At 75.5% G+C, this 21,800-nt stretch carries 25 protein-coding genes; 17 read left to right on the top strand and 8 right to left on the bottom strand.

Annotated elements, in window-relative coordinates; translation table 11 throughout:
• Window positions 1-55: 55 nt before the first annotated feature.
• The gene (locus BMY88_RS04740; RefSeq protein ID WP_091940661.1) at window positions 56-514 is read left to right on the top strand and encodes a DUF5130 family protein; all 459 of its coding nucleotides are present in this window, start codon (window positions 56-58) and stop codon (window positions 512-514) included.
• A gap of 88 nt (window positions 515-602) precedes the next feature.
• Here BMY88_RS04740 and pepN read toward each other — a convergent pair whose 3' ends face one another.
• Window positions 603-3,155, bottom strand: a complete 2,553-nt coding sequence (gene pepN, locus BMY88_RS04735; RefSeq protein ID WP_091940659.1) for an aminopeptidase N — start codon at window positions 3,153-3,155, stop codon at window positions 603-605.
• A 152-nt stretch (window positions 3,156-3,307) separates the two neighbouring features.
• Between pepN and BMY88_RS04730 the strand changes: the two genes are divergently transcribed.
• Window positions 3,308-3,973 (top strand): mycothiol-dependent nitroreductase Rv2466c family protein, encoded by a 666-nt coding sequence (locus BMY88_RS04730; protein ID WP_091940657.1) that lies wholly within the window; start codon window positions 3,308-3,310, stop codon window positions 3,971-3,973.
• Between the two features lie 64 nt (window positions 3,974-4,037).
• Window positions 4,038-4,793, top strand: coding sequence for an SDR family oxidoreductase (locus BMY88_RS04725; protein WP_091940655.1), 756 nt, complete (start codon window positions 4,038-4,040; stop codon window positions 4,791-4,793).
• 28 nt (window positions 4,794-4,821) lie between these two features.
• Here BMY88_RS04725 and BMY88_RS04720 read toward each other — a convergent pair whose 3' ends face one another.
• Window positions 4,822-5,604: an MBL fold metallo-hydrolase gene (locus BMY88_RS04720; protein WP_244524443.1), complete on the bottom strand. Its 783-nt coding sequence runs from the start codon at window positions 5,602-5,604 to the stop codon at window positions 4,822-4,824.
• Window positions 5,601-5,876 carry a DUF429 domain-containing protein gene (locus BMY88_RS04715; protein ID WP_091940653.1) on the bottom strand — a complete coding sequence of 92 codons (276 nt, stop codon included), beginning with the start codon at window positions 5,874-5,876 and terminating at the stop codon, window positions 5,601-5,603. The genes BMY88_RS04720 and BMY88_RS04715 overlap by 4 nt, the downstream gene beginning before the upstream one ends.
• Window positions 5,877-5,902: 26 nt before the next feature.
• Between BMY88_RS04715 and BMY88_RS04710 the strand changes: the two genes are divergently transcribed.
• Genes BMY88_RS04710 through BMY88_RS04700 form a run of 3 tightly spaced genes read left to right on the top strand, consistent with a single transcriptional unit; the run spans window position 5,903 to window position 7,337 of the window.
• Window positions 5,903-6,400, top strand: a complete 498-nt coding sequence (locus BMY88_RS04710; RefSeq protein ID WP_091940651.1) for a ribose-5-phosphate isomerase — start codon at window positions 5,903-5,905, stop codon at window positions 6,398-6,400.
• Entirely contained in the window at window positions 6,397-6,987 is a 591-nt protein-coding gene (locus BMY88_RS04705; protein ID WP_091940649.1) for a hypothetical protein, read from the top strand. The genes BMY88_RS04710 and BMY88_RS04705 overlap by 4 nt, the downstream gene beginning before the upstream one ends.
• A gap of 41 nt (window positions 6,988-7,028) precedes the next feature.
• Window positions 7,029-7,337 (top strand): EthD domain-containing protein, encoded by a 309-nt coding sequence (locus tag BMY88_RS04700; RefSeq protein ID WP_139220401.1) that lies wholly within the window; start codon window positions 7,029-7,031, stop codon window positions 7,335-7,337.
• An 8-nt stretch (window positions 7,338-7,345) separates the two neighbouring features.
• Here the strand turns inward: BMY88_RS04700 and BMY88_RS04695 are convergent, their stop codons facing one another.
• Window positions 7,346-8,599, bottom strand: coding sequence for a GNAT family N-acetyltransferase (locus tag BMY88_RS04695; protein WP_244524442.1), 1,254 nt, complete (start codon window positions 8,597-8,599; stop codon window positions 7,346-7,348).
• A gap of 84 nt (window positions 8,600-8,683) precedes the next feature.
• On the opposite strand from BMY88_RS04695, the gene BMY88_RS04690 reads away from it, so the two are divergent.
• Together BMY88_RS04690 and BMY88_RS04685 are read left to right on the top strand one after the other, a co-directional pair.
• The gene (locus tag BMY88_RS04690) at window positions 8,684-9,103 is read left to right on the top strand and encodes a MarR family winged helix-turn-helix transcriptional regulator (protein WP_091940644.1); all 420 of its coding nucleotides are present in this window, start codon (window positions 8,684-8,686) and stop codon (window positions 9,101-9,103) included.
• A 5-nt stretch (window positions 9,104-9,108) separates the two neighbouring features.
• The gene (locus BMY88_RS04685) at window positions 9,109-9,471 is read left to right on the top strand and encodes an MmcQ/YjbR family DNA-binding protein (protein WP_091940642.1); all 363 of its coding nucleotides are present in this window, start codon (window positions 9,109-9,111) and stop codon (window positions 9,469-9,471) included.
• A 62-nt stretch (window positions 9,472-9,533) separates the two neighbouring features.
• Here the strand turns inward: BMY88_RS04685 and BMY88_RS04680 are convergent, their stop codons facing one another.
• Together BMY88_RS04680 and BMY88_RS04675 are read right to left on the bottom strand one after the other, a co-directional pair.
• The gene (locus BMY88_RS04680; RefSeq protein WP_091940881.1) at window positions 9,534-10,178 is read right to left on the bottom strand and encodes a response regulator; all 645 of its coding nucleotides are present in this window, start codon (window positions 10,176-10,178) and stop codon (window positions 9,534-9,536) included.
• Window positions 10,178-11,506, bottom strand: coding sequence for a sensor histidine kinase (locus tag BMY88_RS04675; RefSeq protein ID WP_244524441.1), 1,329 nt, complete (start codon window positions 11,504-11,506; stop codon window positions 10,178-10,180). The genes BMY88_RS04680 and BMY88_RS04675 overlap by 1 nt, the downstream gene beginning before the upstream one ends.
• Before the next feature lie 242 nt (window positions 11,507-11,748).
• Here BMY88_RS04675 and BMY88_RS04670 point away from each other — a divergent pair, with 242 nt between their 5' ends.
• Together BMY88_RS04670 and BMY88_RS04665 are read left to right on the top strand one after the other, a co-directional pair.
• Window positions 11,749-13,386 (top strand): hypothetical protein, encoded by a 1,638-nt coding sequence (locus tag BMY88_RS04670; protein ID WP_091940640.1) that lies wholly within the window; start codon window positions 11,749-11,751, stop codon window positions 13,384-13,386.
• A 75-nt stretch (window positions 13,387-13,461) separates the two neighbouring features.
• Entirely contained in the window at window positions 13,462-14,460 is a 999-nt protein-coding gene (locus BMY88_RS04665) for a sigma-70 family RNA polymerase sigma factor (RefSeq protein ID WP_091940639.1), read from the top strand.
• Between the two features lie 143 nt (window positions 14,461-14,603).
• Here the strand turns inward: BMY88_RS04665 and BMY88_RS04660 are convergent, their stop codons facing one another.
• Window positions 14,604-15,647 carry an ABC transporter substrate-binding protein gene (locus BMY88_RS04660; RefSeq protein ID WP_091940638.1) on the bottom strand — a complete coding sequence of 348 codons (1,044 nt, stop codon included), beginning with the start codon at window positions 15,645-15,647 and terminating at the stop codon, window positions 14,604-14,606.
• A gap of 86 nt (window positions 15,648-15,733) precedes the next feature.
• On the opposite strand from BMY88_RS04660, the gene BMY88_RS04655 reads away from it, so the two are divergent.
• Genes BMY88_RS04655 through BMY88_RS04640 form a run of 4 tightly spaced genes read left to right on the top strand, consistent with a single transcriptional unit; the run spans window position 15,734 to window position 18,081 of the window.
• Window positions 15,734-16,234: a nuclear transport factor 2 family protein gene (locus tag BMY88_RS04655; protein WP_170860968.1), complete on the top strand. Its 501-nt coding sequence runs from the start codon at window positions 15,734-15,736 to the stop codon at window positions 16,232-16,234.
• Complete coding sequence (locus tag BMY88_RS04650; protein WP_211435493.1) at window positions 16,231-17,100, top strand: VOC family protein; 870 nt, start codon at window positions 16,231-16,233, stop codon at window positions 17,098-17,100. Before BMY88_RS04655 ends, BMY88_RS04650 begins: the two co-directional genes overlap by 4 nt.
• Window positions 17,097-17,609 carry a nuclear transport factor 2 family protein gene (locus tag BMY88_RS04645; protein ID WP_091940635.1) on the top strand — a complete coding sequence of 171 codons (513 nt, stop codon included), beginning with the start codon at window positions 17,097-17,099 and terminating at the stop codon, window positions 17,607-17,609. The genes BMY88_RS04650 and BMY88_RS04645 overlap by 4 nt, the downstream gene beginning before the upstream one ends.
• Window positions 17,602-18,081 carry an SRPBCC family protein gene (locus tag BMY88_RS04640; protein WP_091940633.1) on the top strand — a complete coding sequence of 160 codons (480 nt, stop codon included), beginning with the start codon at window positions 17,602-17,604 and terminating at the stop codon, window positions 18,079-18,081. Before BMY88_RS04645 ends, BMY88_RS04640 begins: the two co-directional genes overlap by 8 nt.
• A gap of 41 nt (window positions 18,082-18,122) precedes the next feature.
• On the opposite strand, the gene BMY88_RS04635 is transcribed toward BMY88_RS04640, so the two are convergent.
• Window positions 18,123-18,731: a TetR/AcrR family transcriptional regulator gene (locus tag BMY88_RS04635; RefSeq protein WP_170860967.1), complete on the bottom strand. Its 609-nt coding sequence runs from the start codon at window positions 18,729-18,731 to the stop codon at window positions 18,123-18,125.
• A 96-nt stretch (window positions 18,732-18,827) separates the two neighbouring features.
• Between BMY88_RS04635 and BMY88_RS04630 the strand changes: the two genes are divergently transcribed.
• The 3 genes from BMY88_RS04630 to helR all read left to right on the top strand — a co-directional run bounded on the left by BMY88_RS04630 (window position 18,828) and on the right by helR (window position 21,799).
• Window positions 18,828-19,187, top strand: coding sequence for a cupin domain-containing protein (locus BMY88_RS04630; protein ID WP_091940630.1), 360 nt, complete (start codon window positions 18,828-18,830; stop codon window positions 19,185-19,187).
• Window positions 19,188-19,299: 112 nt separating this feature from the next.
• On the top strand, window positions 19,300-19,494 hold the full coding sequence (locus BMY88_RS04625; RefSeq protein ID WP_091940628.1) for a DUF1059 domain-containing protein: 195 nt from the start codon (window positions 19,300-19,302) through the stop codon (window positions 19,492-19,494).
• Window positions 19,495-19,648: 154 nt separating this feature from the next.
• Window positions 19,649-21,799 (top strand): RNA polymerase recycling motor ATPase HelR, encoded by a 2,151-nt coding sequence (helR, locus tag BMY88_RS04620; RefSeq protein WP_091940626.1) that lies wholly within the window; start codon window positions 19,649-19,651, stop codon window positions 21,797-21,799.
• Window position 21,800 lies beyond the last annotated feature (1 nt).

Below are 21,800 nucleotides of genomic sequence, written 5' to 3'. Positions count from 1 at the left end.
CCGGAGCCGGTGACCCCATGACCCCCTGCACCCCGACCGTTCCCGGAGGCCGGCGATGACCCGCGCGCTCGAGGCCGAGTCCCACGACACGGCCACCGCCCACACCGCAGCCTCCCGCACCGACGAGGACTCGTCGCCCGGCCCGTTCAGCCTCCAGGACCTCGCGCGGATCGACGAGGCGCTGACGATGTCCTCGCGCGAGACCGGCCTGCGGTTCACCCTCTACATCGGTGACCTGGGCGCGCGCACCCGGTCCCGCGCCGAGGAGCTGCACGCCCTCTCCGGCCACGACCCCGCCGACGCGGTGCTGCTGGCGGTCTCGCCGGGCCAGCGCGTGGTCGAGGTCGTGACCGGCCACGCCGCCGCCCGCCGGCTGCCGGACCGCGCCTGCGCCCTCGCCGTCCTGTCGATGACGAACTCCTTCGCCGCCGGCGACCTCGTGGGCGGCGTCGTCAACGGGCTGCGCCAGCTGTCCGACCAGGCCGGCCACCCGCGGGGCCTGCACCTGCGCTGAGGCGCCGCCCCACCGCTGAACGCGAGAGGCCCAGAACCCGCCGGGTTCTGGGCCTCTCGCGTACAGCGCTCCCTGAGGGGACCTTCGACTACTCGGAGGCAGCCGCGTCCCGCTCCCGGGCCCGCAGCGACCGCGCGATGCCGTCACGGCCCTCGGCCACCAGCCGGCGCAGCGACGCGGGGTGCTCGTCCTCGGCCAGCCACGCGTCGGCGGCCTGCACGGTCCGCAGCTCGACCACCGGCGGGAACAGGTACTGCACGGCGTTCTTGGCGATCTCGCCGGGCCGGTTCTCCCACAGCGGGCGGATGTCGGCGAAGTAGCGCTCCACGTACCCGGCGGTGAGCTCCCGCTGAGCGGGATGCCAGAAGCCGGCCAGCATCGCCTCGTGGACGGCGTTGGGGATGCTCGGGTCGGTGAAGGCCTTGCGCCAGGTCTCCTCCTTCGAGGCGGCGGTCGGCAGCAGCGCCCGGGCGGTGGCGGCGCGGCGGACCCCCGTGGCGGTGGCGTCGCGGGTGGCCTCGGCGTCGATCTCCGCCTCGCCGGCCGCGCCGATGGCCACCAGCCCGTTGAGGAAGGCCCACCGCGCGTCGGCGTCCACGGCGAGCCCCTCGATCTCGCGTGAGCCGTCGAGCAGGCCGCGCAGGACGGCGGCGTGCTCCTCGCTGCGGGCGGCCGCGGCCAGCGTGCGGGACCACTGCAGCTGCTCGTCGCTGTCGGGTGCGGCGGCCTCCAGCGCGGTGAGCGCCTTGTCGGCCAGCGCGCTCCAGCCCACCTCGGCCCAGCGCGGGTCGACGTAGGAGGTCAGCGCCGTCTGCACGCGGGCCAGCAGCGACTGGACGACGCTGATCTCGCTCTCGGCGTCGATGCCGGCCAGAACCAGCTGCACCCACTCGCGGGCGGGCAGCTCGGCGTCGCGGGTCATGTCCCACGCCGCCGACCAGCACAGCGCCCGGGCCAGCGGGTCGGGAAGCGCGCCGATCGCCGTCCGCAGGGTGGCCAGGGACCGCTCGTCCAGGCGGAGCTTGGCGTAGGTGAGGTCGTCGTCGTTGACCAGCACCAGTGCGGCGGCCGGATGCCCGACCAGGTCGGGCACCTCGGTGCGCTCGCCGGCCACGTCGAGCTCGACCCGGGTGGTGCGGGTCAGCCCGTCGGGGCCGGTGTCGTAGAGGCCGACCGCGAGCCGGTGCCGGCGCAGGTGCGGGTGCTCGGGCACCGCGCTCTGCTCGATCGCGAAGGAGGCGTACCGGCCGTCCCCGGTCAGCTCGAAGACCGGGCGCAGGGTGTTGACCTGGCTGGTCTCCAGCCACTGCTGCGACCACTCCGACAGGTCGCGGCCGGTGGCCGCCGACAGCGGATCGAGGAGGTCGGCGAGCGTGGTGTTGCCGTACTCGTGGTCGCGGAAGTACTGGCGGATGCCGGCGAGGAACTCGTCGCGGCCGACGTAGGCCACCAGCTGCTTGAGCACCGAGGCGCCCTTGGCGTACGTGATGCCGTCGAAGTTCACCTCGACCGCGGCGACGTCGACCATGTCGGCGGCGATCGGGTGGGTCGAGGGCAGCTGGTCCTGCGCGTAGGCCCAGGCCTTCTCGGAGTTGGCGAACGTCGTCCACGCCGTCGTGTACTCGGTGGCCTCCGCCTGGCACAGGGTGCTGATGTAGGTGGCGAAGGACTCGTTGAGCCACAGGTCGTCCCACCAGCGCATGGTCACCAGGTCGCCGAACCACATGTGCGCCAGCTCGTGCAGGATCGTCTCGGCCCGGCGCTCGTACCGCGCCCGGCTGGTCCGCGACCGGAAGACGTAGTCCTCCAGGAACGTGACGGCCCCGGCGTTCTCCATCGCCCCGGCGTTGAACTCGGGCACGAACAGCTGGTCGTACTTGTCGAACGGGTACGGGTAGTCGAACACCCGGTGGTAGAAGTCGAAGCCCTGCTTGGTGACGGCGAACAGCTCGTCGGGGTCCAGGAACTTGGCCAGCGACGCCCGGCAGTACAGGCCCAGCGGGATGCCGTCGTGCTCGTCGGTCACCCGCGCGTACGGCCCGGCGATCAGCGCCACCAGGTAGGTCGACAGGCGCTTGGTGGGCTCGAAGTGCACCAGCTGCGAGCCGCCGGCACCGCTCTCGATGGTCCGGCCGCCCGTGTTGGACACGACCTGCCAGTCGAACGGCGCGAGGGCGTGCACCGTGAACGTGCCCTTGAGGTCGGGCTGGTCGAAGCAGGCGAACATCCGCTTGGCGTCGGCCGGCTCGAACTGGGTGTAGAGGTAGACCTGCCCGTCCTCCGGGTCCTCGAAGCGGTGCAGCCCCTCGCCGGAGTTGGAGTACCGGCAGTCGGCGATGATCTCGAGGGTGTTCTGCGCGGCCAGGCCGGGCAGCGGCAGGCCGCCGTCCTCGGTGTAGGTGCTCACGTCGAGGGCCGCGCCGTTGAGCGTGGCGGAGTGCACGCGCTCGGCGACGAGGTCGATGAAGGTGCTCGCGCCGGGCTCGCGGCAGGCGAACTCCACCGTCGTCGTCGACCGGAACGTCGAGGTGCCGGGGTGCCCCGCGCCGTCGGTCAGGTCGAGGTGGAGGTCGTAGCCCTGCACGGCCAGGAGGCGGGCGCGGGCGGCGGCATCGTCGCGGGTCAGGTTGGGTACGGCCACACCCGGCAGCTTCCCACGGGGGGACGACGGGCCGCCGGGCGTCGTCCCACCTCCCGGGAACAACCCGCGCGGACACCGACTTGGCAGCCCGCAGAGGGCCGGTGCGCAGCCGGCCCGCGAACCACCCCGAGATGAACAGGGAGCACCCCCGCATGACCGAAGCAGTGCAGAGCGCACCGACCACGGCCCGCGTCGACTTCTGGTTCGACCCCCTGTGCCCCTGGGCGTGGCTGACCAGCCGCTGGGTGATCGAGGCCGCCACGGTGCGCGACATCGACCTGCACTGGCACGTCATGTCGCTGGCGGTGCTCAACCGCGGCCGCGACCTGCCGGAGGAGTACCGGGAGATGATGACGCAGGCGATCGGCCCGGTCCGGGTGGCGATCGCCGCGGCGCAGCAGCACGGCGACGGGGTGCTCGGCGACCTCTACACGGCCATGGGCACGCTGCGCCACCACGAGGGCGTGGAGCTCGAGGACCTGATCGTCCCGGCGCTGGAGCGGGTCGGGCTGCCGACCTCCCTGGCCGAGGCCGCGACGTCCACCGAGTACGACGAGGCGCTGGAGAAGAGCCACCACGCCGGCATGGACCCGGTCGGCGACGACGTCGGGACCCCCGTCATGCACATCGACGGCGTCGCCTTCTTCGGCCCGGTCATCAGCAAGGTGCCCACCGGCGAGGACGCCGGCCGCGCCTTCGACGGTGCCGTCCTGCTCGCCAACCTGCCCGACTTCTGGGAGCTCAAGCGCACCCGGCTCTCCGGCCCCGACATGGCGTCGGTCCCGGCGCACGCCCTGGAGTTCACCCGCCGCGACTGATGGCGGACCGTGCCGGCGGCGCCCTGCGGCCGGGCCGGGGACGGCGCTGCGGCATCCTGACCGGGTGCCGCATCGCCGCCGTCAGCGCATTCTCGTCACCGGCGCCAGCGCCGGCCTCGGCGCGGGCATGGCCCGCCGGTTCGCCGCCCGAGGCCGCGACCTCGCCCTCGTGGCCCGCCGGCTGGACCTGCTCGACGCCCTGCGCGACGAGTTGCTCGCCGCGCACCCCGGCATCCGGGTGGTCACCGCGGCCCTGGACGTCGACGACGCTGCCGCGGTCGACGAGGTCGTGCCGGCGCTGGCCGCCGAGCTCGGCGGGATCGACCGGTTCGTCGCCAACGCGGGCATCGGCAAGGGCGCCTCGGTCGGCACCGGCAAGGGCTGGGCGAACCGGGCGACGCTGTTCACCAACGTGCTCGGCACCCACGCGCAGTGCGAGGCCGCGGTCACCCTCTTCCGCGAGCAGGGCCACGGGCACCTGGTGGTCATCTCGTCGGTGGCGTCGATCCGCGGCATGCGCGGGACCCGGACGGCGTACGGCGCGAGCAAGGCCGCGATCAACGCGCTGGCCGAGGGCATCCGCTCCGACCTGCTCGGCACCGACATCCGGGTGACGACGGTGCTGCCCGGCTACATCGAGACCGACATCAACGTCGGCCGCCGCGGCCCGTTCACGGTCGACCTGGACACCGGCGTCGACGCGCTGGTCGCCGCCATCGAGCGCGAGCCGGTGCGGGCCTACGTGCCGGAGTGGCCGTGGCGTCCGGTCGCCGGCCTGCTGCGCGTCCTGCCGCTGCCGGTGGTCCGCCGCCTCACGTAGCAGCACAGTCGCTCGGGCACGGAAACCGTTACCGAGCGACTCCGTGCCGGGCGGCGGCCAGCGCCATCGTCGCCGGGTCGTAGGGACCGGCGTCCGGGCGCCCGGAGCGCACGGCGGCCAGCACCGCCAGCAGCTCCTCGCGCTGGGCGGCGACGAACGCGGCGTCCACGACCGCGCCGTGCCCCGGCACCACCGGACCGCGGGCCAGCGCGTGCAGCCGGCCCACCGTCGCCGGCCACTCGGCGGGGAACGCGTCCTCGAACGCCGGCGGAGCGCCGGACTCGACGAGGTCGCCGGCGAAGAGCACCGTCGCGTCGCCGCCGGCCTCCACCTCGACGACCAGGTCGGAGTCGGTGTGCCCCCGGCCGAGGAAGCGCAGCACGACCTCCCGCCCGCCGACGTCCAGGTGCGCGACGTCGTCCACCAGCGCGTCCGGCGGGTCGATCGGCGCGGCGGCCACGCGCGCGGCGCCCTCCTCGTCGCCGGCGGCCCGCAGCTCCGCCACCCGCGCCGTCCGCCGGCCCTCCCCGCCGGTCCGCAGCCCGGTGGCGCAGGCGCGGGCGCCCCACACCGTCGCCGGCCGGAAGGCCGCGTTGCCGAAGCAGTGGTCGTAGTGGGCGTGGGTGTTCACGACCGTCCACGGGTGCGGGGTGATCCGGCGGATCGCGGCGATCAGGTCGGCGGCCTCGCCGAGGTCGGACCGGGTGTCGACCACCAGGCAGGCGCCGTCGCCGAGCACCAGACCGCAGTTGAGGTCCAGCTCGGCGTGCCGCCGGACGAGCACGCCGTCGGCCACCTCGACGAAGGTCACCAGTGCACCCGCATCGGCCGCCCCCGGGAGTCCGGCGAGTCCTCGCCGACGCACTCCGCCGTCCCGTCGGCGATCCGGCGGGCCGACCACGCCGCGGCGCAGGCGTCGAGCACGTCCATCGCCGGCTCCAGGGCGCGGATGCGCTCGACCCGAACCCCGGGGACGGCGAGGACGGCGGGGACGTCGTCGAGCAGCAGCAGGCGCACCGAGCGGCCCTCCAGCAGCGCCCCGGCCCACCGCCCGCGGCACCCGTCCACCCCCAGCACCGCCACCCGGGCAGCCTGACAGACTCGGGGCCATGCGCGTCTTCGTCGGCACCGACCATGCGGGCCTGGAGTTCAAGGAGCACCTCAAGGCCGCCCTCGCGGCGGCCGGGCACGAGCCGGTCGACTGCGGGGCGTTCACCTACGACGCCCAGGACGACTACCCGCCCTTCTGCTTCGAGGTCGGCGAGCGCGTGGTGACCGAGCCGGGCAGCCTCGGCGTGGTCATCGGCGGCTCCGGCAACGGCGAGCAGATCGCGGCGAACAAGGTGCCCGGCGTCCGCGCCGCGCTGGTGTGGAACACCGCCACCGCGGAGCTGGCCCGCCAGCACAACGACGCCAACGTCGTCGCCGTCGGCGCCCGCCAGCACAGCGTGGAGGAGGCCACCGATCTGGTGCTCCGCTTCCTCGACACCCCCTTCAGCGGGGACGAGCGGCACGTGCGCCGCATCGGGCTGATCGCCGACTACGAGCGGGACCGGCACCGGCCGGCCGGCGGGCTGCCGACCCGTTCGGAGGCCGACGCGGGATGACCGGGTCGGAGCTGCGGCGGGCCGCTGCCGCGGCTCGCGAGCTGCTCGCGACGGTGCCCGACGGCACCGCGCGCGTCCCCGCCATGGACGACGACGTCGCCGGGGTCACCGCGCACGTCACGGGGTGCCTGGTCTGGTACGCCCAGGACCTCGCCGCCGGACCCGAGCGGGCCGACGGCTTCACGCTGGCCCGCCGGGGCGAGGCCGGGCTGCCCGAGCTGGTCCGCCAGCAGGCGGCCGCCGCCGAGGTGCTGGCGCGGACCGTCGAGGGCGCCGCGCCCGGCGACCGCGGCTGGCACGACTGGGGGCGCCCGGACGCCGCCGGGTTCGCCGCGATGGGCGCCGCCGAGCTGCTGCTGCACGCCGGCGACGTCGCGGCAGCGCTGGGCCTGCCGTGGGCGCCGCCGGCCGATCTCGCCGACGCCGTCCTGGTCCGGCTGTTCCCGTGGGCGCCGTCCGACGCCGACCCGGTCGCGGCGCTGCGCTGGGCCACCGGCCGCGGCGAGCTGCCCGGGCTGGAGTCGGTGCACTCGTGGCGCTGGCACTGCTCGCCGCTGGAGGAGTGGGACGGCAGCCGCGCGCTCTGAGGGGGGTCGTCCGGAGCCGGGACGAGAACTAGGGTTCTCCCATGGCGAAATACGTGCTTCTAGCGCTGAACGGGCCCACCGACGGGGAGGGCGACGAGCAGGCGTTCAACACCTGGTACGACGAGGTGCACCTCCCCGACCTGCTGTCGATCGACGGCGTGACGTCCGCCCGCCGGTACAAGGTGGTGCTCGGCAACCGGGTCGAGTGGCCCTACGTCGCCGCCTACGAGATCGAGACCGACGACGTCGAGGCCTTCATGAACGACCTCGGCACCAAGCCGCGGCCCTTCACCCCGACCATGGACCGCACCCGGTCGGGGTTCGTGCTCGCGCAGCAGATCTCGGAGTAGCCGGGCGGCTAGAAGTCGTCCGGGCACCAGGGCGTCACCGGCCAGGAGAAGGCGGTGGCGGCGAGGGTGACCGCGCCCGGGCTCACCTCGGTGACCCGGCCGGCGGCCTGCAGCGAGGCCGGCGAGACCCCGCCGAGGTAGGCAGCGGCCAGTTCCTCGCTGCCGAGCACCAGGTCGGGGTCGCGGTCGGTGCGCCCGCAGTAGCCGCCGGCCGGGTGGCCGGACAGCCGCCACCGCCCGGCGTTCCACGGGCAGAACTCGTCGCGTACCTCGAGCACCAGGTCGATCGGGGCGGGGTAGCGGCGGGCGGCCAGCGCGCGGTCGACGTCGACCAGCCGCACCCACAGCGAGTCCAGCGGCCGGCGGTGCAGGGCGCGCGGATCGGCCACCAGGTGCCGCAGCGGCTCGTCCGCCGACGCCGTCCGCGCCCGCACGGTGCGCACCAGGTCGATCGACAGCAGGTACCGCCACAGCGCCGCGTACGCCGGGGTGTCCAGCGCCCGGACCTCCTCGACCGACACCGTGCCGTCGGGCGCGCCGTGGTCGTCCCACGCGGCGGTCACCCGGTAGGCCGCGTAGCCGGTGACCGCGCCGTCGGGTCCGGTGTGCAGCAGGTACCGGCGGGCGGTGGCGCCGCCGCGCCGCTCGGGCCGGTCCTCCAGCAGGCGGTCCCACCAGGGCGTCGTCCGCGCCAGGTTTCCCGGGACGAACCGGCGCACCTGCTCGTGCACGCGGGCCGCGGCGTCGCGGAACTCCTCGACCTCCACGGGCGTCACGGCGCCGGCGCCGAGGTCGACGTCGGGGCGCAGGCCGAGTTCCGCGATCCGCCCGCTCAGGCCTCCGAGCTCGGCGGCCGGCGCGTAGCCGAAGCGGCCGTAGATCGCGCCCTCGGACGCCCACAGCGCCGCGACGGGCTCGCGCTGCTGCTCGTGCAGCTCGGTCAGCTGCCGGCGCATCATCGCGGTGAGCACGCCCCGGCGGCGGTGGGTGGGGGAGACGGTCACCCAGGTGACGCCGGCGCACGGGACGACGGCGCCCGGCACGGTCAGCTCGCGGCCGTAGATGCCGGCCGTGGCCACGACCCGCTCGCCCTCCCACAGGCCCAGCGACCGGTCGAGCTCGGCGACGGGCGGTACCTCGTCGGTCCACGCGGAGGAGGGCTCGCTGCCGAAGACCGCCGACATCGTGCGGGAGAAGGCGGGCCACTCCGCGGGTGTGGCGGGGCGCAGGCGGGCGGCGAGGTCTGCGGGTGCGTCGTCCACAGCGAGGTGTCTACCCGCCGCGGCGGACAGGTCGCCAACGACTTCGGCCCGCATCCGGGCCGCCGCGGTGCCAGGATGCCGCGCATGGATCCGGCGCAGCGGCCCATCGGCTGGTGGGTCAAGCACCTCGACGCCCTCCTGGAGGACGTCGTCGACACCGCCGTCGCCGGGGAGGGCCTCACCCGCCGGCACTGGCAGGTGCTGCACTCGCTGGCCGAGGCGCCGGCCGACGAGGCGGCGCTGGCGAGTTCCCTGGCCGACTTCGACGGGCGCGTCCCGGCGATCGCGGCCGACCTGTACGGCCGCGGCTGGGTGGACCGCACGACCGGAGCGCTGACGCTCACCGCAGAGGGGCGGACCGCCCACGAGCGGCTGGAACGGGCGATCGGCCGGGTGCGCCGGCACGTGGCCGACGGGCTGTCCCGGCAGGAGTACGAGCGCACGGTGCTGGTGCTGCGCCGGATGGCGGAGAACATCGAGCGCGCGCTGGGCCGGGAGAGCTGAGCGGCGTGCCCGCGACCCCCGCCGACGTCCGCGCCGTCGCGCTGGCGCTGCCCGAGGCGACCGAGCGCCCGGCGTGGGACCTGGCCTGCCTGCGGGTGAAGGACAAGATCTTCGCCTCGATGCCGCCCGGGGAGGAGTGGGTGGCGATCCGGCTGGCCGAGGGGGAGAACCGGACGCTGGCCGCCGAGCGGCCCGAGGTCTTCTCGGTGCCGCACCACTACCGGAACTCGACGATGGTCGTCGTCGACCTCGCGGCGGTCGACCGGGACGAGCTCGCCGAGCTGCTCACCGAGGCCTGGCGGCTGCGGGCGCCGGCGCGGCTGCGCGCGGCCTTCGATGCAGCGGCGGAGCCGTCCGATCAGGCCTGACCGGCCCTCCTGCAGGGTCCCGCCGCGAGCGTGCGAGTGGTGGGGGGCAGGAGGGTCCTTCCTCAGGACCGCAGGTAGGCCAGGGTCGCCATGACCCGGCTGTTGCGGTCCTCGTCGGGGGCCAGGCCGAGCTTGGCGAAGATCCGCTGGGTGTGCTTCTCCACTGCCCCGGGGGTGACCACCAGGAGCCGGGCGACCGCGGTGTTGGAGTGGCCCTCGGCGATCAGGCCCAGCACCTCGCGCTCCCGCGGCGTCAGCCGGCGCACCGGGTCGTCGGACCGCCGCCGGGCGAACAGCTGCGCCACCACCTGCGGATCGAGCACGGTGCCCCCGGCGACGACGTCCGACAGCGCGGCCAGCAGCTGGTCCAGGTCCGCCACCCGGTCCTTGAGCAGGTAGCCGACCCCGCCGCGGCCGTCGGCGAGCAGCTCGTCGGCGTAGGCGACCTCGACGTACTGGGAGAGCACGAGCACCGCGGTCCCCGGGACCGAGGCGCGGGCCTCGACGGCGGCCCGCAGGCCCTCGTCGGTGTGCGTCGGGGGCATCCGGACGTCGACGACGGCGACGTCCGGGCGCAGCTCCCGCACGGCCCGCACCAGCGACGGGCCGTCTCCGACGGCGGCGACGACCTCCGTGCCGGCCTCCTCCAGGAGGCGCACCAGCCCCTCCCGGAGGAGCACCGAGTCCTCGGCGAGCACGACCCGCATCACGCGAGCGGCACCTCCGCCGTGAGCCGGGTGGGGCCGCCGCGCGGGCTGTCCACGGTCAGGGCGCCGTCGGCCGCGCGCAGCCGGTCGGTCAGCCCGGCCAGCCCGTGCCCGGGGGCGGCGACCGCACCTCCGGTGCCGTCGTCCTCCACGACGACCCGCAGCGTCCCGTCGTCCCGGGAGACGCCGACGCGGCACAGCTGCGCGCCGCTGTGCTTGGCCACGTTGGCCAGCGCCTCGCTGACCACGAAGTAGGCGGTGTTCTCCGTCACCGGCGCGAGCCGCTCCGCGGGCAGGTCGACGGCGAGCTCGACGGGCACGGGGGACCGGGCGGCGAGCGCGGCCAGCGCGGCGGCCAGGCCGCGGTCGGCCAGCACCGGCGGGGCGATGCCGCGGGAGAGGGCGCGCAGCTCCTCCAGCGCCTCGCGGGCCAGGCCGGCCGCCTCGCCGAGCGTGCTCCGGGCGGCGGCGGGATCGCGGTCGAGCTGGCGCTGCGCGCGGGCGAGGTCCATGCCCAGGCGGACGAGGTGCTGCTGCGGGCCGTCGTGGATGTCGCGCTCCAGCCGGCGCAGCGCCACGGCCTCGGCGGCGACGGCCGCGTCCCGGCCCTGCGTGGCCCGGTCGATCTGCTCCTGCGCGGCCGCCCGGGAGGTCAGCAGCGCCCGGCCCAGCTGGGCCTGCAGCACCGCCACCCCGCGGACGGCGAAGGGCAGTACCAGCGCGAACGCCAGCCCGATCAGCGCGTAGAACAGGATGCGCCGGCCCGCGGTGCTCTCCTGGCCCAGCAGCTCGAGCAGGTCCTCGTTGTCGGGGGTCGTGCTCGCGTCCGGCAGCGTCCAGTCCCAGGCGCCGTAGGTCAGCCCGCCCAGCGCGACCGACCAGAACGTCACCGTCACGACGAACGCCAGGATCGCGAACGGGAAGCGGATCAGGGCGTGCAGCGCGTCCAGCCAGGACTGGGCGTCGCGCAGCGGGGTGAGCAGCCGGCGCAGCGGGGAGCCCTCGGCCCGCCGGTAGGCCGGGCGGGGCAGCTCGCGGCGCAGCACGGACGGCAGCCACGCGCGCTCGGCGGTGGCCAGGCCGCGGGCCGCGACGAGGGTCAGGGCCAGCACGGCGACACCCACCCAGATCACCAGCAGCCCGGCCCCGACGGAGAGGCCGGTGACGACGACGACGAACGCGACGATCGCCAGCGGGAAGGAGGCGAGCGCGTAGCCGGTGTCGATCGCGACCTGGCGGAGGAAGCCCCGCCGCCGGGGGGCCGGGAGCGCGGTCGTCGCCGGTGGCGGCCGGAGCGTCTCGGGGGTCATGAGGATCTCGGTGCTCATGCCGTCGAGCCTGGTGCGGTGGCGGCTCCGGGCCGATCCGGCGACCCGGCCGGTCGGGTGTCGGGCTGGCCCGACGGTCGGGATTCGGCGTCCATCTCACCCGGGATGCTCCCCGGCCGGTGTTCCCCGTGTCCAGGCCCGGTCCCGTCCCGCTCGTTAGGGTCGGTCCCGGCCCTCGGGGTGGATGCCGGCAACGGAGCCCGCGTCCGCCCCCGGGCCGGGGGAGGCGAGCTGTCGTGCGCATGAGGACCTGGGCGGCCGGACTGTCGCTGCTGCTCGTGGCCGCCTGCTCCAGCGGCGCCGACGACGAGCCGGAGCAGCCGGCGGGCCCGGGCCCGGCCGCGGCCTCGGTCGGCACGCGGGCCCCCGACCAGCGGCTCACCGTGGTCGGCGACGCCGATCCGGTGGCCGCGGCGGCCGCGGCCAGCCGGGCGCTGTTCGAGCGGGCCGACGTCGCCGTCCTCGCCCGGGACGGCGACCGGGCCGGGGAGCTGCTGGGCGCCTCCGCGGCTGCCGGGCTCGGAGTGCCGCTGCTGCTCGAGCCCGCCGAGGGCGCCGCCCCCGCCGTCGCCGAGGAACTCGCCCGGCTGGGGACGACGACGGTGCTGGCCGTCGGCGAGGCCACCGCGGAGGACGCCGGGGTGGACGTCGTGGCGGTGGCGGCCGACCCCGGCGCCGTCGAGGGTGCGACCGGGCTCGACCTCGGCGACGCCCAGGAAGTGGCCGAGGACGACGGGGTCGCCGCGGTGGCCGCGCTCGACCCCGGTGAGCCGGTCGCGCTGGTGCCCGAGGGCGGGGCGCCCGGCGGCGGGGGCGACGGCCGGCTGCCCGACGTCGACCGGGGCGAGCCGCTGTCCGACACCCTGGTGCTCACCACGGGCGCCCCCGAGGCGCTGGCCGGTGTCGCCACCGCGCGCGCGGCCGGGGCGCGGGTGCACGTCACCGGTGGGGCCACCGATCCGCGGGCCTCCGCCGACCTGGTGGAGCTGCTCGCGGGGACCGAGGCCGCCACCGTGCTGGCGCTCGGCGCCGACCTGGCCGCCGAGGACGGGCTGGACTGGAAGCTCGCCGCCGCCGCCACCGGCGCCCAGCTGCCCGGCGGGGGTCAGCTGCTGTTCCCCGGCCGGATGCTGGTCGCGCTCTACGGCCATCCCGGCACCGCGGCGCTCGGCCTGCTGGGCGAGCAGGACGCGGCCGGCGCGATCGACCGGGCGCGGCAGCACGCCGCCGCCTACGAGCCGCTGGTCGACGTGCCCGTCGTCCCGGCGTTCGAGATCATCGCGACGGTGGCCTCGTCGGCCCCCGGGGCGGACGGCGACTACTCCGCCGAGGCCGACGTCGCGGTGCTGCGGCCCTGGGTGGAGGCGGCGGGCGAGGCCGGCGTCTACGTCTTCCTCGACCTGCAGCCGGGCCGCACCGACTACGTCACCCAGGCCGAGCGCTACCGCGAGCTGCTGGAGCTGCCGCACGTGGGGCTCGCGCTGGACCCGGAGTGGCGGCTGGGCCCGAACGAGGTGCACCTGACCCAGATCGGCTCGGTGGACGTCGAGGAGGTCAACCGCGTCGTGACCTGGCTGGCGGACCTGACCCGGGAGAACGCGCTGCCGCAGAAGCTGCTGGTGCTCCACCAGTTCCGGCTCGACATGATCCCGGGCCGGGAGCGGCTGGACACCTCGCGCGACGAGCTGGCCGTCCTCATCCACGCCGACGGGCAGGGCTCGCAGGGCGACAAGCAGGCCACCTGGCAGGCGCTGCACCGGGACGCGCCGCCGGTCTGGTGGGGGTGGAAGAACTTCGTCGACGAGGACCTGCCGATGCTCACGCCCGAGCAGACGGTGGCGCAGGTGGACCCCGTGCCCGACCTGGTCAGCTACCAGTAGGCGGAGGGGCTCCCGTTCTGTCGTCCTCCTGTGGTGAGCTGGCTGCCCGCCAGAGACCGACCACCAGGAGGAGCCGTGACGACCGTCCTGCCCGGCCAGACCGGCGAGCTCGACCCGCGCCTGCTCGAGCACCGCCGGGAGCTCACCGGCTACTGCTACCGCATGCTCGGGTCCTCCTTCGACGCGGACGACGCGGTGCAGGAGACGATGGTGCGGGCCTGGCGGGGGCTGGCCGACTTCGAGGGCCGCTCGGCGCTGCGCTCGTGGCTGTACCGGATCGCGACGAACGTGTGCCTGGACCAGCTCAACGGCCGCAAGCGGCGCGCGCTGCCGATGGACCTGTCGGGCACGTCGTGGCAGCCGGTGGAGGCCTCGCTGGCCGCGAAGAAGCCGGCCGACGCGTGGGTCGAGCCGGTGCTGGACCGCCAGGTCGTGCCGGAGGACGCCGACCCGGCCGAGCAAGCGGTTGCCCGCGAGTCGATCCGGCTGGCCTTCGTCGCGGCGCTGCAGCACCTGCCGCCCCGGCAGCGCGCGGTGCTGCTGCTGCGCGACGTGCTGCGGTGGAAGGCCGACGAGGTCGCCACGCTGCTGGAGTCAACGGTCGCGTCGGTCAACAGCGCGCTGCAGCGGGCGCGGGCGACCCTGGCCGCCGTCGGCGGGGAGCTCGACGAGCGCCCGCTGGACGCCGACCACCGCGAGCTGCTCGACCGCTACCTCGACGCCTTCCTCCGCTACGACATCGAGGCGTTCGTGGCCCTGCTGCACGAGGACGCGACGCAGCACATGCCGCCGTTCGAGATGTGGCTGCGCGGCCGCGAGGACATCGGCACGTGGATGCTCGGCCCGGGCTCGGCGTGCCGGAACTCGCGCCTGATCGAGGTCAGCGCCAACGGGTCGCCGGCGTTCGCGCAGTACCGGCCCACCGACGGCGGGGGCCACGTGCCGTGGGCGCTGCACGTCCTCGAGGTGGACGACGGGCGGATCACCCACATCTCCAGCTTCCTCGACCTCGACTCGGGGCTGTTCGAGCGGCTGGGGCTGCCGGTGGCGCCGGAGTCCGAGCCCGCCGCCTGAGCGTCGCCGCCCGGGCGGCGGGGCGGGCGACCGTCGAACCCCGGTGGCCCGTTTCGGCGCCCGATGTGGGCCGCCGGCGTCCAACGGTCGCCGCCGACCGGCGCCGATGACCGCGCCGCCGACCCGCGCCGGCGGCCGGCGCGCTACAGCTCGACCGAGACGCCGTCCCGCCACTGGCGGAGCACGAGGTACCGGCCGTGCAGGGCGCCCCGGTCGCGGTGGCCGAAGCCGAGCAGGGTGCCGTCGTGCCCCTGCGCGGCCGGCAGCCACTTGACCGCCTCGAGCCCGTCGCGGACGCCGTCCCGGGTGCGCTCGGGCGCGCGGGCGAGGCCCTCGGCGACCAGCCGGCCCATGTCGTACTGGTAGGCGACGGAGAAGCCGGGGCGGTCCCGCGGCCCGAGGCGCCGGCGCAGCGCCGCGAGCGTGGCATTGCCGTCGGAGTGCATGTCGACGTACACCCAGCCGTCGATGATCCGGGCGAACTCCGGCGCGTAGCCGCGCAGCCCGCAGGTGTTCATGACCCGCGGCCCGGCGAAGCCCGAGGCCGTCACCGCCCGCGCGACCGGCGGCGCGGCCAGCCCGAGCCCGAGGTAGACGACGGCGTCCGCGCCGCCGAGCACCGCCCCGACCTCCGCGGTGGCGTCGTCGGCCGTGACGGCGATCCCGGCGGTGCCGGAGAGCCGCAGGCCGAGGACGTCGGCCTCGTCCTGGAGGAACTGCAGGTGTCGCCGGCCGATGGGGGAGCGGTCGTGGACGACGCCCACCCGGCGCGCGCCCACCTCGGCGAGGTGGCGGGCGATCACGAGCGACTCGTCCTCGTGCGAGCCGACCTGCAGGTGGAACATGTACTCGCCGCGGCCGCGCTCGGTGCCCGCCCAGTTGATCGTGGGCAGCCGGTGGCGCTCGGCCAGCGGGGTCACGACCAGCGCGTTGTCGCCGATCGCCGGGCCCACGACCAGCAGCACGTCGTCGTCGACCAGGCGCGCGTAGGCCCGCTCCACCGCGGCCGCCGTCCCCTCCGGCAGGCCCAGGCCGTACGCGGGGACGAACTCGACGTCGCGGTCCAGCCGGCCGGCGTCCAGCAGCTCGTCCACGGGCAGCCGCAGCAGGTCGACGGGGTCGTCGGCCGGGCCGCCGGGGCCGGTCGCCAGGTCGTTCAGCACGCCGACGCGGTAGGGCTCGGGCACACGGACCTCCTGGGGACGGGGGCCGCCAGTATGGGCTTACCGTGAGGCTTGCCACATGGGTCGGCGGGCGGCGAGGATCGCCGATCGTGACCACCTACACGGCTGAGCAGCTGTCCACCCTCGAGTCGATCCGGCAGGTGAAGGCGCGCTACTCCTACCTGCTGGACACCAAGCAGTGGGAGGCCTGGGGGCAGCTGTTCACCGAGGACTTCCGGTGGGCCACCGAGGGGGGCCTGGCCGTCGAGGGGCGGGCGCCGTTCGTGGAGATGGTGCAGTCCTCGATCGGGACGATCGCGACCGTGCACCAGTTCCACGCGCCGGTGCTGGAGATCCTGTCGCCGACCACCGCGACCGGCCTGTGGCCGATGTTCGACTACGTGGGCTTCCCCGACACGCCCATCCAGGGCTACGGCTACTACCACGAGACCTACCGGCTGACCGGCGACGCGTGGCAGATCTCGACCCAGTTCCTCTCCCGGCTGCGCACCGACGTCACCGCCGGGCTGGCGTCGGGCATCCAGACGACGATCTCGCCGCTGGAGGTGGCGCGGGAGGCCACCGCCGCGCTGCCCGGCCTGGCCACGTGACGGCCCCGGCGCAGGCCCCCGCCCGGGTCAAGCGGGTGGTGCACACGATCCACGCGGTCCGCGACATCGACGCGTGCCGGATGCGCTACCAGGACCTGCTGGGCGGCCTGGTGTTCGCCGAGGGCTACTTCGAGCCCGAGGACCGGGACATGGCGCTGCTCTACGTCGCCGACCACATGGTCGAGCCCATGGCGCCGCGCAACCCCGAGGACCTGTCGAAGCCGTACTCCCGCTACCTGGCGCGCTACGGCGAGGGCTGGCACTCCTTCGAGCTGCGGATCGCCGACTGCCCGCAGGTCGCCGCGCGGCTGGACGCCGACGGCTACACGCTGGCGTCGAACTACGGGATGTTCTTCTACGTCCGCCCCGAGTCGACCGGGGGCATCCTGCTCGAGGCCTGCGACGTCTCGATCCCCAACGACCCCTACGAACGGCGCAACTGGCGGCCGGACTGGGCCGAGGGCATGGCGTCCACCCTGCTGCGGCTGGACCACATCGCCTGCGTCGTGCACGACCTCGACGCCGCCCGCCACCTGTTCACCACCTACGTGGACGGCGAGGTGCTGGACGACGGCCGCATCGAGACACCCCAGCCGGCGCGGCGGGTGCTGCTGCGCCTCGGCGACGCCGACGTGGCCCTCATCCAGCCCGACGACCTGACCGGCGGGGTGCTCGGGGAGTTCACCCGCCCGCCGACGTCGGGGGTGTACGCGCTGGTGTGGGCGGTCGAGGACCTCGACCGTGCCGAGGCCCACTTCGCCGAGCGGGGGGTGCGGGTGACCCGGGAGGGCTGCGTCTCCGGCGGCTTCGCCGTCGACCCCGCGGACTTCGCCGGCGCCCGGCACGAGTTCGTGGCCGCCCGGTGAGCCAGGACGACGTCGCCGAGCTGCAGCAGCAGGTGGCGGCGCTCGCCGCGCGCCTCCGCGAGCTGGAGGACCGGCAGCAGATCGCCCAGATCGCCACCCGGTACGGGCCGGCGGTGGACGTCGGCGACGCGGAGGCCGCCGCGGCGCTGTGGGCCCCGGACGGCGTCTACGCGGCGCCGCCCTACGCGGTGTGGACCGGTCGCGAGCAGATCGCCGGCATGGTGGACGGCGGCCACCAGGACCTCATCCGGGCCGGCGCCGGTCACGTGCTCACCCCGCTGCACGTCGAGCTGGGCGGCGACGAGGCCTGGGGCTGGAACCACGCGATGAACGTGCAGTGGCGGGAGGCCGAGGGGCACTTCGTCGTCTTCCGGCTGTCGGCCAACGAGTGGCACTTCCGGCGCGGGCCGGACGGGTGGCGGGTGGCGAGCCGGGTCAACCGTCCGCTGGACGGCGCGGCCGAGGCCCGGGAGCTGTTCCGGGGCAGCGCGGTGGCCGGCCGTGGCTGAGCGGGTGTCGGTGACGCGCCGGATCCCGGCGTCCGCGGCCGCGGTGTTCGCGGTGGTGTCCGACCCCGCGGGGCACGTGCGGATCGACGGCTCGGGGATGCTCGTCGCGGCGCCCGACGCGGCCCCGCCGACCGCGGTCGGCGACACGTTCGAGATGGACATGGACCGCACGCCGCTGGGCGACCTCCCCGGCGTCACCGCCTACCGGACCCTCAACACGGTGACCGCCTACGAGCCCGGCCGGCGGTTCGAGTGGAGCGTGACCGTGCCCGGCCGGCCACCGATCGGCTACGTGTGGGGGTACCTGGTCGAGCCGGCGGGGGAGGGCGCGTCGGACGTGACCAGCTACTTCGACTGGAGCGGGCTGAGCGCGGAGCGGAAGGCGCGCTCGGCCGGACGGCTGCCGCTGATCCCGGAGACGACGATCGCGGCGACGCTGGAACGGCTGGAGCGGGTGGTCGTCGCGGGCTGATCCCGGCCGGGTCCACCCCGCGGCCCGGAGACGGCGAGGGCTCAGGCGTGCGCCGGGGCCGCGCGGTCCGGGACGGCGGCGAGGCCGTCCAGCAGCTGGTCCGCCGTCGCCGTGAACCGGGCCAGGTCGCCGTCCAGGCGGGTGATCAGCATGGCGCCCTCGAGGGTGCCCAGCACCACGGACGCCGTCGCCTCGGCGGTGCCGGGGCAGCGCAGGCTGCCGTCGGCGCAGCCCTCCTCCAGGACCCGGCGCAGCCACACGGTGTTCGCGGTGAAGAAGTCGCAGACCGCCCGGCGCAGCGGCTCGGGCAGGGTGCGGTGCTCGGCGGCGAGCATTCCGCACAGGCACATGCGGTCGGCGGCGAGCACGTCGGCGTAGAGGCCCACGTAGCCGCGCAGCTTGGCCGCGGCGTCGGGCGCGGTGGCGTCGAGCCGGGCGAGGGCGGCGGCGAAGCGGGTGGCGTAGCGCTCGATGAGCGCCTGGCCCAGCTCGGCCTTGCCCGCGAAGTGGTAGTGCAGCGCGGCCCGCGTGAGGCCGAGCTCGCGGGCGACGTCGCCGTAGCTGAAGCCGTTGTAGCCGCGGGTCTGCACCAGGCGCTCCGAGACGTCGAGCACCCGGCTCCGGGTGGCAGCGGGATCGGTGTCGGGCACGGGGACCTCCGCCCCTGGTATCTGACTTACGTGCAAGTCAGGATAGCGCGGCGGGCGCACTCCACGGGGGACTTCCATCGTCGCGAGGAGGCAGGGATGGCCACCCAGAGCACCGAACACCGCAGCTATGCCGAGCCCGACGAGGTCCGCGAGTTCCCGCACGGCCGGGTCGAGATCGTCGAGCTGGCTGGGGCAGAGATCGGGCGCCTGGTGCTGGAGCCCGGCTGGCGCTGGTCGGTTGACGTCCGGCCCGTCGCCGGCACCGACCTGTGCGAGGCGCCGCACATGCAGTACCACGTCAGCGGCCGGCTCCACGTCGTCATGGCCGACGGCAGCGAGTTCGAGGCCGGCCCCGGCGATGTCACCTCCCTGCCCCAGGGGCACGACGCCTGGGTGGTCGGGGACGAACCGGCCGTCGTCGTCGACTGGTACGGCGCGACCGACTACGCCCGCTGAGCGGGCTCCGGGGAGACGCCCGCACCGGGCGCGCTCCACACCGCCCGTCGCCGATCCGGTGACGTCCCCCGGCCGGGGCCACCGAGCCCCGGCCCGCACGAGAGGTACGCAGATGGCACGCAAGATGATCGACTGCCGCACCATGCCCAGCGACATCAACTGCACCCTGACGATCGCCGGCGAGGAGGAGGAGGTCCTCGACGCCGCCGTGATGCACGCGGTCGCCAAGCACGGTCACGAGGACACCCCGGAGCTGCGCGAGACGATCCGCGGCGGCCTGGTGGCCGCCGAGCCGGCGCTGGCCTGACCGCCGCGCCGCGACCCCGGCCGGACGCCCGGACGGGGTCGCGGCATGCGGCCGGTGAGGGGAGTGGGAGGGGCCCTGCCGTCCTCCCACTTCAACGTATAGCCGACCCGGGGGCTTGCGGCAAGACCCGGGTCCGGGCTCAGACTCGCTCGTCGTGCAGCCCCTCACCAGCGCGTTCGCCCTCCCCGAGCACCTGTCCGCCAAGTCCGATCCGGCCCTGATCGGCGCGGACGAGCAGCACTTCGCGGCCATGGCCGACGACCTCCGGCGGACCGTCGCCGACCTGACCGAGCGCCTCGACGCCGAGCGCCGGGCCCCCGGCGGCATCGGGCAGGCGGCGCTGGACCGGGACCTGGAGGTGCACCGGCTCTCCGCCCGGCTGCGCACCCTGCGCCGGTTCGGGCTGGACCTGTGCCTCGGGCGCATGGTGGCGGCCGACGGCGGGACGGTCTACGTCGGCCGCCTCGGGCTCACCGACGGCGCCGGGCAGCGGCTGCTGGTCGACTGGCGGTCGCCGGCAGCCGAGCCGTTCTTCGGGGCGACCCACGCCGACCCGATGGGCCTGGCCAGCCGCCGCCGGTACCGCTGGACCCGCGGGCGGGTCACCGACTACTGGGACGAGGTGTTCACCCCCGACGGGCTGGAGGGGCACGCCGCGCTCGACGACCAGTCCGCCTTCATCGCGAGTCTCGGCGCCGAGCGGTCGCCCCGGATGCGCGACGTCCTGGGCACGATCGCCGCCGACCAGGACGCCATCATCCGCGCGGGCTCGCGGGGGGCCCTCGTCGTCGACGGGGGACCGGGCACGGGCAAGACCGTCGTCGCCCTGCACCGCACCGCGTACCTGCTGTACTCCGATCCGCGGCTGGGGCACTCCGGCGGCGGCGTGCTGTTCGTCGGCCCGCACCAGCCCTACCTGGCCTACGTCGCCGACGTCCTCCCGAGCCTCGGCGAGGAGGGGGTGCAGACGTGCACCCTGCGCGACCTCGTGCCCGAGGGCGCGACCGCGCAGCCGGAGGCCGACGCCGAGGTGGCGCGGCTGAAGTCGTCGGGGGAGATGGTGGCGGCGATCGAGGCGGCCGTGCGGTTCTACGAGGAGCCGCCGGCGCGGGGGACGACGGTGACGACACCCTGGGCCGACGTCCGGCTGACCGCGGCCGACTGGGCGGAGGCGTTCGGGACCCCCGGGCCGGGGACGCCGCACAACGAGGCGCGCGAGGAGGTATGGGACGCGCTGCTGGAGATCCTGGTGGACGCCCACGCCGGTGACGACGCCGACGACGTCGAGCCGGAACTGGTGCGCGCGGCGCTGGAGCAGGACGCCGACCTGCGCCGGACCCTCGACCGGGCGTGGCCGCTGCTGGACCCGGCCGACCTCGTCGGGGACCTGTGGTCGGTGCCGGCCTACCTGCGCGCGTGCGCCCCGGGGCTCGAGGCGGACGACGTCCGGCGGCTGCAGCGCGCGCAGCCGCGGGCGTGGACCGTCGAGGACCTGCCGCTGCTGGACGCCGCCCGGCAGCGGCTCGGGGACCGCGAGCTGGCGGTGCGCCGGCGCCGGGAGACGGCGGTCGCCGCCGCCGAGCGGGAGCGGATGCGGCAGGTCATCGACGAGCTGATCGCGGCCGACGACTCCGAGCTGCTGCTGATGACCACCCTGCGGCACGGGGACCTGCAGGACGCGCTGGTGGACCGGGCCGCGCTGCCGGCCGCGGACCCCGACCGCCTGGCCGGGACGTTCGCGCACGTGGTCGTGGACGAGGCGCAGGAGCTGACCGACGCCGAGTGGGCGATGCTGCTGCGCCGCTGCCCCTCGCAGAGCATCACGGTGGTGGGGGACCGCGCGCAGGCCCGGCACGGCTTCTTCGGGACGTGGGAGGAGCGGCTGCGGCGGATCGGGGTCCGCGAGGTGCGGTCGGCCTCGCTCGGCGTCAACTACCGGACGCCGGCCGAGGTCATGGCCGAGGCGGAGCCGGTGATCCGGGCGGTCCTGCCGGACGCCAACGTGCCGACGTCGGTGCGCAGCAGCGGCATCCCCGTGCGGTACGGGTCGGCATCGGAGCTGGACGCCGTGGTCGAGCAGTGGCTGGCCGGGCACGCCGAGGGGATCGGCTGCGTGATCGGCGCTCCGTCGTTCCGGGGGACGGCGCGCGTGCGGTCGCTGACGCCGGTCCTGGCGAAGGGCCTGGAGTTCGACCTGGTCGTGCTCGTGGATCCCGATCGCTTCGGAGCGGGCATCGAGGGGGCGGTCGACCGCTACGTGGCGATGACGCGGGCGACGCGGCAGCTCGTCGTCCTGACCGGCTGAC

The sequence above is a fragment of the Trujillonella endophytica genome (assembly GCF_900110555.1).
Lineage (GTDB): Bacteria > Actinomycetota > Actinomycetes > Mycobacteriales > Geodermatophilaceae > Trujillonella > Trujillonella endophytica.
Note: the sequence above shows the minus strand (reverse complement) of the source record. Positions and strands in the feature narration are given on the sequence as shown.